The sequence below is a fragment of the Corynebacterium sp. zg254 genome (assembly GCF_024701495.1).
In the GTDB taxonomy this organism is placed as follows: domain Bacteria; phylum Actinomycetota; class Actinomycetes; order Mycobacteriales; family Mycobacteriaceae; genus Corynebacterium; species Corynebacterium zhongnanshanii.
Map to the genome: position 1 here is coordinate 387,927 of NZ_WIAR01000002.1, position 14,706 is coordinate 402,632.

The 14,706-nt window shown below is 62.2% G+C and carries 14 protein-coding genes; 7 read left to right on the plus strand and 7 right to left on the minus strand.

Features of this window, described 5'->3' with window-relative positions; translation table 11 throughout:
• Positions 1-48 precede the first annotated feature (48 nt).
• Positions 49-888, plus strand: a complete 840-nt coding sequence (locus tag GC425_RS07425) for a methyltransferase domain-containing protein (protein WP_257822798.1) — start codon at positions 49-51, stop codon at positions 886-888.
• Here the strand turns inward: GC425_RS07425 and GC425_RS07430 are convergent.
• On the minus strand, positions 875-1,636 hold the full coding sequence (locus tag GC425_RS07430; protein WP_151844536.1) for an enoyl-CoA hydratase: 762 nt from the start codon (positions 1,634-1,636) through the stop codon (positions 875-877). The two genes, GC425_RS07425 and GC425_RS07430, sit on opposite strands and share 14 nt — an antisense overlap.
• Positions 1,637-1,654: 18 nt before the next feature.
• Entirely contained in the window at positions 1,655-2,518 is an 864-nt protein-coding gene (locus tag GC425_RS07435; RefSeq protein ID WP_151844537.1) for an aldo/keto reductase, read from the minus strand.
• A 181-nt stretch (positions 2,519-2,699) separates the two neighbouring features.
• Here GC425_RS07435 and GC425_RS07440 point away from each other — a divergent pair, with 181 nt between their 5' ends.
• Both GC425_RS07440 and GC425_RS07445 read left to right on the plus strand, forming a co-directional pair.
• Positions 2,700-3,581 (plus strand): ABC transporter ATP-binding protein, encoded by an 882-nt coding sequence (locus GC425_RS07440; RefSeq protein WP_151844538.1) that lies wholly within the window; start codon positions 2,700-2,702, stop codon positions 3,579-3,581.
• Positions 3,578-4,756, plus strand: a complete 1,179-nt coding sequence (locus GC425_RS07445; RefSeq protein ID WP_257822802.1) for an ABC transporter permease — start codon at positions 3,578-3,580, stop codon at positions 4,754-4,756. Before GC425_RS07440 ends, GC425_RS07445 begins: the two co-directional genes overlap by 4 nt.
• A 3-nt stretch (positions 4,757-4,759) precedes the next feature.
• Here the strand turns inward: GC425_RS07445 and GC425_RS07450 are convergent, their stop codons facing one another.
• From GC425_RS07450 to GC425_RS07460, 3 genes are all read right to left on the minus strand, one after another.
• Complete coding sequence (locus GC425_RS07450) at positions 4,760-5,641, minus strand: SGNH/GDSL hydrolase family protein (RefSeq protein ID WP_151844540.1); 882 nt, start codon at positions 5,639-5,641, stop codon at positions 4,760-4,762.
• 354 nt (positions 5,642-5,995) lie between these two features.
• Positions 5,996-6,364, minus strand: coding sequence for an FKBP-type peptidyl-prolyl cis-trans isomerase (locus GC425_RS07455; protein ID WP_151843282.1), 369 nt, complete (start codon positions 6,362-6,364; stop codon positions 5,996-5,998).
• A 128-nt stretch (positions 6,365-6,492) separates the two neighbouring features.
• Positions 6,493-7,773: a citrate synthase gene (locus GC425_RS07460; protein ID WP_151843283.1), complete on the minus strand. Its 1,281-nt coding sequence runs from the start codon at positions 7,771-7,773 to the stop codon at positions 6,493-6,495.
• 449 nt (positions 7,774-8,222) lie between these two features.
• Between GC425_RS07460 and serC the strand changes: the two genes are divergently transcribed.
• The 3 genes from serC to GC425_RS07475 all read left to right on the plus strand — a co-directional run bounded on the left by serC (position 8,223) and on the right by GC425_RS07475 (position 11,438).
• On the plus strand, positions 8,223-9,362 hold the full coding sequence (gene serC, locus GC425_RS07465; RefSeq protein WP_151844541.1) for a phosphoserine transaminase: 1,140 nt from the start codon (positions 8,223-8,225) through the stop codon (positions 9,360-9,362).
• A gap of 124 nt (positions 9,363-9,486) precedes the next feature.
• Positions 9,487-10,485 carry a septation protein SepH gene (gene sepH / locus GC425_RS07470; RefSeq protein ID WP_231699764.1) on the plus strand — a complete coding sequence of 333 codons (999 nt, stop codon included), beginning with the start codon at positions 9,487-9,489 and terminating at the stop codon, positions 10,483-10,485.
• Between the two features lie 17 nt (positions 10,486-10,502).
• Positions 10,503-11,438 (plus strand): hypothetical protein, encoded by a 936-nt coding sequence (locus GC425_RS07475; RefSeq protein ID WP_151844542.1) that lies wholly within the window; start codon positions 10,503-10,505, stop codon positions 11,436-11,438.
• Between the two features lie 18 nt (positions 11,439-11,456).
• Here the strand turns inward: GC425_RS07475 and GC425_RS07480 are convergent, their stop codons facing one another.
• Together GC425_RS07480 and GC425_RS07485 are read right to left on the minus strand one after the other, a co-directional pair.
• Positions 11,457-12,911, minus strand: a complete 1,455-nt coding sequence (locus GC425_RS07480; protein ID WP_257822805.1) for an NCS2 family permease — start codon at positions 12,909-12,911, stop codon at positions 11,457-11,459.
• 142 nt (positions 12,912-13,053) lie between these two features.
• The gene (locus GC425_RS07485; RefSeq protein ID WP_257822806.1) at positions 13,054-13,773 is read right to left on the minus strand and encodes a DUF3027 domain-containing protein; all 720 of its coding nucleotides are present in this window, start codon (positions 13,771-13,773) and stop codon (positions 13,054-13,056) included.
• A gap of 71 nt (positions 13,774-13,844) precedes the next feature.
• Here GC425_RS07485 and GC425_RS07490 point away from each other — a divergent pair, with 71 nt between their 5' ends.
• Positions 13,845-14,702, plus strand: a complete 858-nt coding sequence (locus GC425_RS07490; RefSeq protein WP_151844544.1) for a glutaminyl-peptide cyclotransferase — start codon at positions 13,845-13,847, stop codon at positions 14,700-14,702.
• Positions 14,703-14,706 lie beyond the last annotated feature (4 nt).

Below are 14,706 nucleotides of genomic sequence, written 5' to 3' on the forward strand. Positions count from 1 at the left end.
AGTTGATACGTCAACTAAATGAGTCAGAGATGCCGTAGTATTGAGCCCATGAGTCAACACCTGCCCCACGCCCACGCCACCGCATTCCTCCTCCCCCACCTCACGGCAACAACGCGCCTGCTGGACCTAGGCTGCGGCCCCGGCTCCCTCACCCTGGACCTCGCCACGCACATCGAATCCCTAGGTGGCGCCGCGTCCCAGGTCACGGGCGTGGACATAAATCCCGACGCCATCGCTGCCGCCACCACAACAGCCGCCGAACGCGAATCCGCCGTGTCCTTCACGCGAGGCAGTGCGGACGCCCTACCGTTCGAGGACGATACCTTCGACGTTGTTTTCGCAAGCCAGGTTCTACACCACGTACCGGATCCCGTGGCAGCGCTGCGGGAATGTGCGCGCGTGGTCGCACCGGGTGGACTCATCGCCGCTCGGGAAGTGGACTACGGAGCGATGACCTGGTACCCGCCACACCCTGGGTTGTCGCGCTGGCGCGCCGTGTTCTCCGTGGTCGCAGACCTTGCCGATGCGCAACCGAACGCTGGCCGCCACCTGCCCACCTGGTTCGTGCAGGCTGGCCTTGATGATCTGCAAGTGAGCTCCAGCAACGGGACCTACGCCTCACCGGAGCAGCGCAAGCACCTGGCGTCCACGTGGGTTGCACGCACACAGGACGAGGACTACCAGCAGCGCGTGGCCGTCGCACTCGGCGACATACAGACCACCTCCCGGAAGCTGGAGCCAAGCTCAGCCCAGGCGTCCGGCCAGAGGACAACCACGCAGGAGGCCATCGCGCAGATCGTCGAGGGATGGCACACCTGGAAGGACACTCCCGGCGCGCTGTTCATCATGCCCCACGTGGAGGTCGTCGCCACGGTCACTGGCCCATAAACCGGGGCGCCCGCTTCTCCGCACGCGCGGCCCGCGCCTCCTGCGCATCCTCGCTGGCCCACGCTTTCCGGAAGAGCATGTCGAGGGATGGATCCCGGTTGGCGTCGGCGGAATTAAGCACGCGCTTGGAGTGCTCCATGGACAGCGGCGCCTGGGCCGCGATCGTGCGGGCGTACTCCGCAGCCCCCGCGGAATCCGCGTGCAAGGACGCGAATCCCGTGGCGAGGGCTTGCTCCACCCCCATCGTGGCCGCCCCGATCATGATGTTGCGTGCGTGTCCCCCGCCCACCAGCTCGCACAATCGCTGATGTGTCCACGTATCTAGCGCGAATCCATGCTGCGCCGCAGGCACCCATACGGCACCCCGGTCTCCAAAAACACGCAGGTCACAGGCCAGGACCACCTGGCAGCCCGCGCCCACCGCCGGCCCCTGCACATCGGCAATAACCGGAATCGGGCAGCGCGTAATGGCCGTGAGCATGCGCGTGAGCGAATCGAAAAAGTCTCGTGCATACACCCCGCCGGACAGATCCGCGCCCGCACAAAAAGCAGGCCCCTCGCCGCGGATCACAATCACCCTCACGGGCTGATCCGTCTGGCGAGTGGCCTCCAGCTTAATGATCGCATTCTCCAGAGCGCTGGCCTTGGCCGCGTCGAGCGCGTTGCGCTTGTCCGGATCGTTCAAGGTGATGATCGCAACGTGGGGATTGTGGCTATCGCGCTCTACTCGCAGGCTCTGGACTGTCATGCATTTACTGTAGCCCTGTTATTCAGCCGGGGTGTCCCGATTGAATTCATGAGGGTGTGGGCCAACCCTGCCCGTCACACCCGACTCCTCCTGATCCGCCAAATCATCCAGGGCGGTGATGATCGCCATGTGATCATTGCTCAGCTTGAAGTCCGCCACATCCAGGTTCTGGGCGATGCGCTCAGCATTGGAGGAACGCGGCAGCACCACGTCGTCACGCTGAATGTGCCAGCGGATAATCACCTGAGCGGCGGTCTTGCCTACTTCGTCGGCGATGCGCAGGATTTCCTTGTTCTCCAGCACGGTGCCCTGCCCCAGTGGGGACCAGGCTTGCGTCGTGATGGTGCGTGCCGAGTTTTCTTCCCGCATCTCGTCCTGAGAGAACCCGGGGTGAATCTCGATCTGGTTCACCGCGGGGGTGGCACCGGCAGCTATCAGCTCATCCAGCGCCTCCGGGTAGAAGTTGCACACGCCAATGGAGCGGGTCTTGCCCGCGTCCTTCAGCTCCATCATCGCCTTCCACGCCGGCACGTACTGTCCGTAGCCGGGGCATGGCCAGTGGATCAGGTACAAGTCCACATAGTCCAGACCCAGTTTGGACAGGGACAGGTCCAGGGCTTCGGCGGCGCGAGTCTGATCTGCGTTCCACAACTTAGTGGTGATGAACAGGTCCTCCCGGGTGACGATGCCCTGGCTGATGGCCTCCGCGATGGCGCGCCCTACTTCTTCCTCGTTGGCGTAAATCGCCGCGGTATCGATGTGGCGGTAGCCGGCCGTGATTGCAGCGAGCGTGGATTCATAGGCCACGTCGCCCTTGAGTTGCCATGTGCCAAACCCAACCTGGGGTATCGTCGTTCCGTCGTTCAGGCTAATGTCACTCATGCAATCCTTTGTACGCGTTTCCGGCTGAGCTCGCTGTGCGTCCGGCTGTTCATGTGGGTGTTTTCACGTGGTTGTCATGCTGTGTTTCAACCACGTTCACACTCCATGTGCATCCATGTCAGCTGCTCACGCCAGCTTTTTCCGGGGACACACAAACACTGAAGGACGTTTTATTCATTCTATGGATACGTTATATATTGACCATCTGAACAAGAGTTATGGAGACCACCAGGTCCTCCATGACATGACCTTCCACGTGGGCCGTGGCGAAATCTACGGCTTCGTGGGCTCCAACGGTGCGGGCAAATCCACCACGATGCGCATCGCCCTGGGAGTTCTGGCCTGTGATTCCGGTGAGGTCCGGGTGGGGAACACCCCCATGAACCAGGATCTGCGCCGGCGCATTGGCTACATGCCCGAGGAGCGTGGCCTGTACGCCAAGGAGAAGATCGCCGACCAGCTGGGCTACTTCGGCCGTCTTCACGGGCTGGACAAAGCCGCAGCCGCCCGCAATGCCGAGGCGCTCCTTGAGCAGCTGGGACTGGCGGAGCGAGCCAATGACAAATTGGACCAACTATCGTTGGGAAACCAGCAGAGGGTGCAGCTGGCGGCGTCGTTGATTCACGATCCTGAGCTACTGATCCTCGACGAGCCATTCTCCGGCCTGGACCCCGTGGCGGTCAATGTCATGTCGCAGCTGCTGGTCGATCGGGCGAAACAGGGCGTGCCTGTGCTGTTCAGCTCTCACCAGCTGGATCTGGTGCAGCGCCTGTGCGACCGCGTGGGAATCATCAGCGATGGCCGCATGAAGGCCGAGGGCACGGTGGACGAGCTGCGCACCCGCGGCCCCGTGATCTATGAGATCCACACGACAGCGCGCGATTGGTACCCGGAGGGAACGCAGCTGGTCGAGGCGTCGGAGGATCATGTCCTCCTGCAGGCCCGCAGCGAGGATCAAGACCAGGAAATCCTGAACGCCGCGCTGGCCCAGGGCCCTGTGCATTCCTTCAGCCGGCGTGTCCCCCATCTGTCTGAGCTCTTCCAGGAGGTCGTGGAATCATGAGTTACTCTTCCGCAAAAACTGTGTCCACCGTGGTGCAGCGTGAGATTCAGGTGTCCCTGAAGTCGAAGGCGATCCTGATTTCGTTGGCGATTATGCTGGTCGCGATGGTGGCTGCGATCGGCCTGGTGGGATTTTTCTCGGACAAGGAGGCCGACCTGAAATCGTTGGCCGTGGTGGGCATGTCCGCCGAGCCGTTTGAGCAGGCCGCCGACTCCGCCGTGACCGTCACCGTCCTTGATCATTCTTCCGACGCCGAAGCCCGCGTCAAAAACGGCGACGTAGATGCTGCTGTGGTGAAAACTGACAACGGCGTGGACTTCGTCTTCGAGGACACTCCCGACCCTGCCCTGCATTCCCTGGTTGAGGGCGTGATCTCGTCCATGTCTCAGAACCAGGCGCTCAGCGCGCTGGGCATTTCGCCGGAAGAGTTTCAGAAGGCGATGCCGGCGTCGACGGTCACGATGGTCTCCCTGGACGAGCAATCTGACGACGAGGTCAACTACCCCGCTATCGTCACGGTCATGATCGCGGTCGGCATGATGTGCTTCTTCGTCATGCTGTTCGCGGGAAACATTGGCAGCCGTGTGACAGAGGAGAAATCCTCCCGCGTGGTGGAGATCATTTTGGCATCGGCTCGCCCCACGGACTTCTTGGCGGGCAAGATCATCGCGAACACGCTGTTCGGTGTGGCGGCCTCCACGCTGATCATGGGCGTGGGAGCGGTGGGACTGTCGCTCACGGGGCTTGCCAAGGATGTGGACTTTGACTACGGAACCCTGCTGCTGATGCTGGTGGCGTTCGTCCTGGGCATGTTGCTCTTCGGCAGTCTATATGCCGCTGCGGGTTCCCTGGTGTCCCGAACGGAAGATTTGCAGTCGACGCAGGCCCCCATCCTGATACTCGTCTTTGCAATGATTTACGCGCCCTTTTTCGGGTGGCAATTCTTGGATTCCACCGTCATGACCGTGTTGGCCTGGATCCCACCCACCAGCTTGTCGGTAGCTCCGCTACAGCTGGCGGCGGGCAATATGAACCTCATTCAGGTTCTGGGATCCTTCGGTGTGACCTTGGTGGCCACTGTTCTGATCATTATGCTGGTGGCTCGCATTTACAAGAATGCGATCCTGCACAATGGTCAGAAGATGTCCTGGAAGACTGCTATTGCCGTTAAGTAGGCGCTAGCGCAGGCCGTTGGCCACAACTTCGCCCATGGCGATGTGGCCACGGTCCGTTGGGTGGCTTGGCATCACGGATGGGGAGGATGGCTCTGGGATGATGTTGACCCAGCGTTGATCAGGGGCGGCGCATGGGCCGTGGCCATCGGACGCTGCGTGCACGTCGATGTAGTGCATGCCCAGGACGTGCGCTGCGTTGGCGATGGAGCGGTTCACCGCGTTCTCGGCTCCGGTGCCACCTGGGACTGGAACGTTGGCGATACCCACTGGGCACACGCGATCGTTGTCGATCAGACGTGGGTAGCTAGCCAGGGTGATGCGAGCGTTCGGCGCTACGGAGCGGATGCGCTCCTTCAGAGCGAAGAGCTGAGCCTGGTAAGGAGTTCCCACTGGGGTGGGCAGGTTGAGCACGTTGCCGGCACCGTCGATGTAGAAGCTTGGGTCCAGGCCGCCGTACATGAGGACAACGTCCTGGGTCTCAGGTCCCAGGTCGCCGTTAGCGATGGCGGTTTCCAGGTACAGGTTCACGGAACCTGCGGTGGTGCCGTTGCAGGAGTAGTCTGCGATGGACTTGTTGAGGTGGCGTGCGGCTTCCTTGGCCCAGTTGTTGTGGTCGGTGCGGCACATTGGGTTCCACTGCACGCGGGTACCTTCGTTGCGCGCTGGGTTCGTTCCACCGTTGGCGGTGAAGGAGTCACCGAAGGTGACCATCTGTGCACCCTTTGGTGCAGCCTGGAATGGCAGTGGTGGCAGTCCTGGGAGCTGTGGGGCTGCTGGCAGCTGGGGAGCCGCTGGAAGCTGTGGGGCTGGCGGCAATGGGAGTGCCGAAGACGTGGCAGCAACACCAGGTGCAAGCGTCGCAGCGGCCGCAATTGCGGTTGCCATTACTGAGCGCGCAAAACTCTTTTTCATGAATATAAGTCCTCTCGAATGTCAGCAGCATCAGCGGCCAGTCCCGCAGCTCATGTTGCCTGAATATATCCTGAGTATTAACTCCGAAAAACATAATACACACAGCTAGAGACATAAGAAAAACTCAGATTGTTTACTTTTTAAAAGCTCCATTTTATTTTCCATAAACCATTCTTTTGCACAAAAGAATAATGAGAACTACACATTAAACATGCAAAAGACCCTGGTGAATACACCAGGGTCTTTTATTTATCAGCGCGTTTATCAGCGATAATGACACTATATTCTTGCGGCCGTATCCGTGATTGTCAGCCGCGCGACGCGCGTTTACGCGCTCAGCAAGTCGATCACGAACACCAGGGTCCTCCCCGCCAGAGGGTGGAATCCACCGGCTGGGCCATAGGCCTTCTCCGGTGGAATGGTCAGCTTACGGCGGCCTCCCACCTTCATTCCAGGGATTCCTTCCTGCCAGCCCTGGATCAGACCGTTCAGGGGGAACTCGATGGACTGTCCGCGATCCCAGGAGGAGTCAAACTCTTCCCCGGTCTCGAAGTCCACGCCTACGTAGTGAACCTCTACCTGGCCGCCTGCAACGGCCTCGTTACCCGTGCCCACGGTGATGTCTTCAATGACCAGATCTTGGGGCGCTTCACCACCATCTACCTCGATGAGCGGCTTGGATTGTGCATCAGACATCTGAAGACTCCTTTGTCAATGATGTATCTAAAGTCTGTGCCAGTCTACCGAAAATTCGCCAGACAACGCGCACAAGCCGCCCTCCCTCGAACATCTCAAGGGCTGGCGGCTCGTGTGATCTTGAAGCGTTAGGACAGCTTGCGCTCGGCTGGGCCGGTGTAGATCTGGCGAGGACGGTTGATCTTCGCGGTAGGATCGTTGACCTGCTCCAGGTAGTGGGCGATCCAGCCTGGCAGGCGGCCCATGGCGAACAGAACGGTGAAGAAGTCCGTTGGGAAGCCCATGGCGCGGTAGATCAGGCCGGTGTAGAAGTCCACGTTCGGGTAGAGCTTACGGGAGATGAAGTAGTCATCTGCCAGTGCGATCTCTTCCAGACCCATAGCCAGATCCAGCAGCTCGTCGCCGCCCAGGTGGTTCAGGATCTCGTGTGCGGATTCCTTCACAATGGCCGCACGTGGGTCGTAGTTCTTGTAGACGCGGTGGCCGAAGCCCATCAGCTTCACGCCTGGCTCCTTGTTCTTCACGCGGTTCATGAAGTCCGTGGCGTCGCCGCCCTGGGCCTTGATGTCCTCGAGCATCTCCAGCACGGCCTGGTTTGCACCACCATGCAGTGGGCCGGACAGTGCGTTGATGCCGGCCGCGATGGAGACGAACATGTTCGCCTGGGAGGAGCCCACCATGCGCACGGTGGAGGTGGAGCAGTTCTGCTCGTGGTCAGCGTGCAGGATGAGCAGCTTGTCCAGAGCCTTGGTGAGCACTGGGTCGTTCTCGTACTCTTCGGTGGGGTAGCCGAACATGTTACGCATGAAGTTCTGGCGTGCGTTCAGCTTGTTGTCTGGGTACATGAATGGCTTGCCCTTGGATGCGCGGTACGCGTAAGCAGCCAGCATTGGAACCTTCGCCATCAGGCGGTAGGTGTTGAGCTTCTGGTGGTCCTTGTTCAAAGGATCCAGGCTGTCCTGGTAGTAGGTGGACAGGATGTTCAGGGAAGATGCCAGCACGCTCATCGGGTGAGCGTCGCGAGGGAACACCTTGAACTGGGACTTGAAGTCCTCATCCAGCAGGGTGTGCTTGCGGATGTTGGAGTTGAACTCTTCCTTCTGCTCTGGGGTTGGCAGCTCGCCGTTGATCAGCAGGTAGGAGACCTCATTGAAGGTGGCGTTGTTGGCCAGATCTGCAATGTCGTATCCGCGGTAACGCAGAATGCCTTCTGCACCATCGATGTAGGTGATTGCGGACTCGGTAGAACCGGTATTCATGTATCCCGGATCCAGAGTGGTCAAGCCGGTTTCTGCCAGCATCTTGCCCAGTGCAATTCCGTCGTTGCCTTCGGTTGCGTGGACAATGTCCATTTCGAATTCTCCACCTGGGTAGTGGAGGACTGCCTTGTCTGGATTATCGGTCGCCATTGACATCCCTTTCTGAAATGTTCACGTGCTTCACGTTCAGTATGTCCCAGATTACAGCTTTCCTCCGGCCGTGGGCTAGATCGGGGGAAACATTAAGGATGCCAACCTCTCCCCTGCCCCCTGCCTCACAACGCCACATTCCACCGCCGTCCACCCCACCAACCCGGCATTGAGCAGGGAAAGTGTCCTAGGGCACACCGCGCCGGTCCTATGAGATACGCGCCACACGCCCGGCGCGCGATGATGAAAAACTACCCCCATAAGCGCCCACGATAGCCGCGCACGCCCCGTGAGATGCCCACCACCTTCTGCCCTCTTATGTGGGGTGCGGCATAAAAATATAAGCACTTGGGCTAGGGAAGGCACCCCGAAACCGCTACGCTGGTCACTGATACTGTCCACCGGCCGGGCCGTTTTTCACACGCCCGTTCACAGAAAGCAACTACTTCATGAGCGCAACGGACTCCTCCCTTCCAACCATCCCAGCGGAATTCATCCCTTCCGACGGTCGCTTCGGCTGCGGCCCTTCCAAGGTTCGCCCTGAGCAGCTGCAGTCCATCGTGGACAACGCCCACGTGATGGGCACCTCCCACCGCCAGGCGGGCGTCAAGGACGTCGTCGGTTCCGTGCGCGAGGGCCTCTCCCAGCTGTTCCAGCTGCCTGAGGGCTACGAGATCATCCTGTCCCTCGGTGGCGCCACCGCTTTCTGGGATGCCGCATCCTTCGGCCTGATCCGTAACAAGTCCGCCCACCTGACCTACGGCGAGTTCTCCGGCAAGTTCGCCTCCGTCTCCAAGAAGGCCCCATGGCTGGAGGAGCCACAGGTTGTGGCCGCTGAGCCAGGCACCGCTCCATCCCCGTCCGAGCTGGATGGAACCGACGCCGACCTGGTCGCCTGGGCCCACAACGAAACCTCCACGGGTGCGATGGTGCCCATCACCCGCCCAAACACGGACGCCCTGGTAGCCATCGACGCCACCTCCGGCGCCGGCGGCCTGCCCGTCGACATCAAGGAAGCTGACGTCTACTACTTCTCTCCACAGAAGTGCTTCGCATCCGACGGTGGCCTGTGGCTCGCCGCGTTCTCCCCTGCCGCTCTGGAGCGTGTGGAAGAGATCGCCGCCACCGACCGCTACATCCCAGCCTTCCTGGACCTGAAGACCGCAGTGGATAACTCCCTGAAGAACCAGACCTACAATACCCCAGCCGTGGGCACCCTGTTGATGCTGGACGATCAGGTCAAGTGGATGAACGCCAACGGCGGCCTGGACGGCATGGTTGCCCGCACCACCGAGTCCTCCACCGCCCTGTACAACTGGGCTGACTCCCGTGCAGAGGCCACCCCATTCGTCGCCGATGCTGATTCCCGCTCCCTGGTGGTCGGCACCATCGACTTCAACGATGATGTGGATGCCGCCAAGATCGCGAAGATCCTGCGTGCCAACGGCATCCTGGACACTGAGCCGTACCGCAAGCTGGGCCGCAACCAGCTGCGCATCGGCATGTTCCCAGCCATTGACCCTGAGGACATCAAGAAGCTGACCGGCGCCATCGACTTCATCCTCGATGGAGGCCACGCTCAGGCGTAACCCGCCGCGCGTTGCGCAGCAGCGCACCTGCCGCCCATCGCCTCGGGGCTTCGTTCCCGCGGTGTGGGCGGTATTTTCGATAGAGTAGAAACATCGCGCATTGCACCAGCAATGCAGCCCGCTCGTGTCCCCGCTCATTCTGGAGGTCTTGTTCGTGAAGGAACTCAAGCTCGTCGTATCAGAAAGTGATTCTTCGTCGCTGGTTCTGGCGCTCGCCTCCGCCACCGAGGGCAGCAGCGATGAGTCGCCCGCCGAGGATTTCTACCTGCCCGTCACACAGGAACTCCGGGATGTGCTCGAGGGGATCGCCGGCACCGAACGAGATGCGGCGGAGGGCGAGCTGGGCGTCGATGATAATAATGACAACGACGCCGACAGCACACCCACCCACGAGGATTCCCCCGCCGCGGAGCCTGCGGCCACGTCGCGACCTCGCCGCACGCACTTAAGCATCCGTCCTCGCGCCATCCAGGAACGCCTGCGTCAGGGCGCAACCATCGCCGAGTTGGCGGAGGAGGCGGACACGGACGAGTCCACCATCGAGCCGTACGCGTGGCCGATTTTGCAGGAGCGGGCGCTCGTGGCGGAGACGGCTCACTCGGCGCACCCCATCGTGGAGGCGGAGGGCGGCCCGTCCAAGCAGACCCTGTGGGAGGTGCTGGCCACGGCACTGGCGGCGCGCGGGGAGTCCTTGAACGACTGCGAATGGGACGCTCACCAGGATGCCTCCCGCCAGTGGTTTGTGACCGTGAGCTGGAACAAGTCCACCGCGGGCCAGACGGCGCGGCACGTGGCGGAGTTCCGTTTCGATCGTCACCAGGGCGAGCCGCAGATCATCGAGCCGCACAATAGTCTGGCCGCCGATCTGGTAGATCCGCGCTACGGCCGGCCCGTGCGCACCCTGGCCCCAGTAGAAGAAGTGGATTTCGCCGCGGAGCTGGACGAGCCAGCACCCAGCGCGATCCCCGGCGCTCAGCCTGCTGAGCAGAACCAGGGCGAGCACTTCCTCCAGAATCCGCCGGCCCAGCCGTCTGAGCGCGAGAAGAAGAAGCGCCGCAAGGCCGTCACGCCCCACTGGGAGGATGTCCTGCTGGGAGTACGCACCAACCCTAAGAAGAAATAGTCAACGAGAAGGACCCCATGGCCCTGGTCACCCTTTGGTTTGTTAATGCTGCCCGCCCGCGCGACATTCTGCTGGCGGAGCCAGAAGCCGATCGCGGTTTCGCCCGCAAGTATCTGGCACAGCTCAATCCCGCGTGGCCGCGCACCCATATCGGCGATTTCGATATGATCCGCTCCACTCCGCCTAGCATCAACGAGTTCTACATCGGCGGCTTCCCCGCCGGGGTGTCCGTGGTGCAGGTGGTGATCCCCGGGTTGGTGCGGATCTCGCAGGTCCCGGAGCGTTTCCGCACGCTGGTGAGCGCCGCAGATGTGTACGCCACCGCGCTGGTCTCCTCCGGCGACGAGGAGGCGGAGCTGGAGCTTCCTGGGGTGGGCACGGTGGGCCACGAGCCGGAGGCGCCGCAGCTGGATGCCACCTATGGCGCCTTCGCGCACTGGTCGGGCGGGGAGCTCAAGCGCGCGTTTTCCGCCACCCGCCAGACCGTGTTTGAGGACGAAGGGCTGCCCGAGCCGGTCGAGTCCCGCTACTGGGAGGGCACCCACGAAACCACGGGCATCCTGCTGCCGTTCGATCCTTCCCAATTGGCGATGGGTGCCGCCGAATCCTGGATGGGATTCCCCGTGACCGCCGACTCCGACGCCTGGGGTCGCGCCCGAGAAGTGCTGGAAATCCCCGTGGCCGCGTTCGCTATTGACGGCCGCCCGGAGGCCAAGGTCCCGGAGTCCATGGTGAGCAGTCTGTTGCCGTGGAAGCGCGGCGGGAGCGAGGATGCCGCAGACGCTGCGGACTCCACGTCCTCTCCGGACCTTGCCGGCTCCGGCTATGACGATTACGCCGCCCCTGCCGCCAGCGCCGAACCCACCACCGCCGAGGTGGCGAAGAAGGTGGGTCTGTCTGTGCTGCAGCAGCTGCGGCGCGGGGCCTCGGCGGTGCGCAAGAAGCTGCGCTAGGCCGGTCGATGAGCCGGGTTACTGTACCAGGTTCATCACGGGCTCTGCCGCGAAGTACACCAGGAACAGCGCTGCCACGATGTAGAGCAGCGGGTGCACCGTGCGGCCTCGGCCGGCGAACAGCGCCATCACCACGTAGGTCACGAATCCCACGCCAATGCCGTTGGCGATGGAGTAGGTAAACGGCATCACCGCGATGGTCAGGAAGGCCGGCAGGGCAATGCTGAAGTCGCTGAAGTCAATGTCCTTGATCTGGGCCATCATCAGCGCACCCACGATCACCAGCACGGGGGCCGCCGCCTCGATGGGGACGATGGAATACAGCGGGGTAAAGAACATGGCCGCCAGGAAAAGCAAACCCGTGACTACGTTGGCCAGACCCGTGCGGGCGCCATCGGCGATACCCGCCGCGGAGTCCACGTACACCGTGTTCGAGGAGGAGGATACGGCACCACCCACGATGGCTCCGGCACCTTCCACCACCAAGGAGGTGCGTAGGTTCGGAAGCTTGCCGTCCTTGTCAATCACACCGGTCTGCTTGCCCAGCCCGGTGAAGGTTCCCATCGCGTCGAAGAAGTTGGCCAGCACCAGGGTGAAAATCAGCATCACCGCGGAGAGGAATCCCACGCGGCTAAACGCCCCGAACAGGTCCACGGCCCCCACCAGGGACAGGTCCGGCATACCTCCGAGGGAGTCCGGCACGGTCGGCACGGCCAGGTTCCAGCCCGCAGGGTTGTCCGCGGACGAACCAGCGTGCGTCACAGCCTCCACCACGATAGCGATGATGGTGGTCAGCACAATGCCGAGGAACAGGCCTCCGCGAACCTGCTTGACCACCATCACGCCGCAGATCAACAGACCCACCACGAACACGAACGTTGGCCACGCGTTGATGGAGCCCGCGCTACCCAGCTGGACGGGCACGGTGGTGTGCGCGGCGTCGGGGACTCGGCGTACAAAGCCCGCGTCGACCAGCCCGATCATGGCGATGAACATACCAATGCCCACGCTGATCGCGGCCTTAAGAGACGCGGGGATTGCGTTGAACACGGCCTCGCGGAAGCCCGTCACGGCCAGCAGCACGATGATTACACCGTCGATGACCACCAGGCCCATCGCTTCCGGCCAGGTCAGCCCCTCCGTGGCGACAAAGGTCACGCCCACCAGCGTGTTGATGCCCAAGCCCGTGGCGATGCCGAAGGGGTGGCGGGCGAAGATGCCGAAGGCCAGCGTCATCACGCCGGCGGCCAGGGCGGTGACGGCAGCCACGCGATTGAGCCCCAGCGTGGCCCCGGTGTGATCGGCACCCGACAGGATCAGCGGGTTCAAGATGATGATGTAGGCCATCGCAAAGAAGGTCACTACACCGGCCCGTAGTTCGGTGCCCACGCTGGATCCGCGGGAGGAAATCTGGAAATAGCGGTCCAGAGCACTACCTGTGCCCTGGGTGTGTGGTGCCCTCGTCGTCGCCATGGTTGGTTGGCTCTTTCTCTTCGCGCGTCATGGTCCAAGCAGTATGGTCGTGCGTGCACGCGGTTCGCGCACGCACGTTGAACATAAAACTGCCACGCCACCCCATCTGCGAGCAAGTTAGGACGGCACGCAGAGGCTGCCTCTAGTAGGCCCCGTCGTCGAACACCCCGTACCGCTTGCCCTCCTGGACCGGCTTCTCCTCCTTGGACAGGGAGTGGGCGCCGCACCCATAGCGGGAGTCCACCACCTGGCCATCGGCGGAGTACTCATTGGAGCATATTCCGTACACCACGGTGTTCTGCCGCCACGGCAAGAAGAACGCGCAGGTGGCGCAGGTGTGTTCTGCGCGGCGGGCCATCAGAGACCCCCGGCCGCGTTCGGCGCGCCATCGCTTCGTCGCTGCCTCCAGCCCCTTTTCGGACAGGACGCGCTTGGCGTTCTGGTTGCGCTGGAAACCGTTCTTGTCCCGCACGTCGCGCTTGGGGCACAAGCGCTCGTCGTCGTGCTTCGGGGGAAGGACATCGCCCGGCCCCAGATCACCCGGGCGGACGCGGTCTTCGTAGGGAACCCACTTGGGCGCCAGCTGGGCTTTCTTGCCCGCTTGAAGGGTGACCTCGCTGACCGTCAGGTTGCCGGTTCCCGGGACGCAGGCCAGGACGGCGTTCCATTCCCAGCCACTATATCCGGGGGTAAGGCTCTCGAATCGGTGGATCACCATCCCGTTGCTGACCGTTGCTCCCAGGTGTTCCCCCACCTCGTCGCCCCCCACTTCCGACAACGCGTCCCGAGCCAGGTCAACAGCCTCTGGGCTGAATAAGATTGCGGGGCGGGAACGCCCCCGACGTCGTTTGCTTCTACTCATATTAGAAACCATTATGCCCTTTCTGTGGGTTCTCTACCTATGGAACCCCTGGAATAAGGCATGATTGGACCATGTTGAACTCCGCCCGCCCCTCCCGCCGCAGTACTCATCGCGTCCCGTGGTGCACCGTCCTGGCTGTCGCCCTGGGCCTCGGCGCCGCCACCAGCCTGGTCAGCTGCTCCTCCTCGTCCGAGACCTCCTCCTCGTCCGACGCTCCCCAGGCTCACATCCTGACAGCTGAGGTGCTGGCGGCGCACCCCTGGGACAAGTCCAGCTTCACCCAAGGCCTGGAGGTCGCGCCCGATGGCAGCCTGCTGGTGGGCACGGGCATGTACTCGCAATCCCGCATCTACCGCACCACCCTGGACAATAAGCAGTCCCAGAACCACAACCTCCCGGCGGAGTTTTTCGGCGAGGGCATTGCTCTCCACGGGGATCACGTCTGGCAGCTGACGTGGAAGGAGCACACGGCAATCAAGCGCAAGGCCTCCGACCTCTCGGAGATCGATCGGGTGGAGTACCCCACCGAGGGGTGGGGCCTGTGCTCCGATGGCCAGCGCCTAGTGATGTCCGATGGAACGAGCACCTTATACTTCCGGGATCCTGACACGTTTGAGGAGCTCGGGCGCGTGGACGTCACCCTCCACGGCGATCCCCTGCCGAAGCTCAACGAGCTGGACTGCTCCTCGGACGGGTCCGTGTGGGCGAATGTGTGGCAGCGGGATGACATTGTACGCATCGATCCGGACACGGGAGAGGTGAAGGATGTGGTGGACCTCGCGGGGATGCTGCCCGCGCAGGAGGATCGAGGCGCCGACGTGTTGAACGGCATTGCGTCGATCCCTGGGACCTCCGCAACGGAGCGGAAGTTCTATGTGACGGGCAAGTATTGGGATGAGCTGTACGAGGTCCAGTTCAAGGATAAGTAGTCCT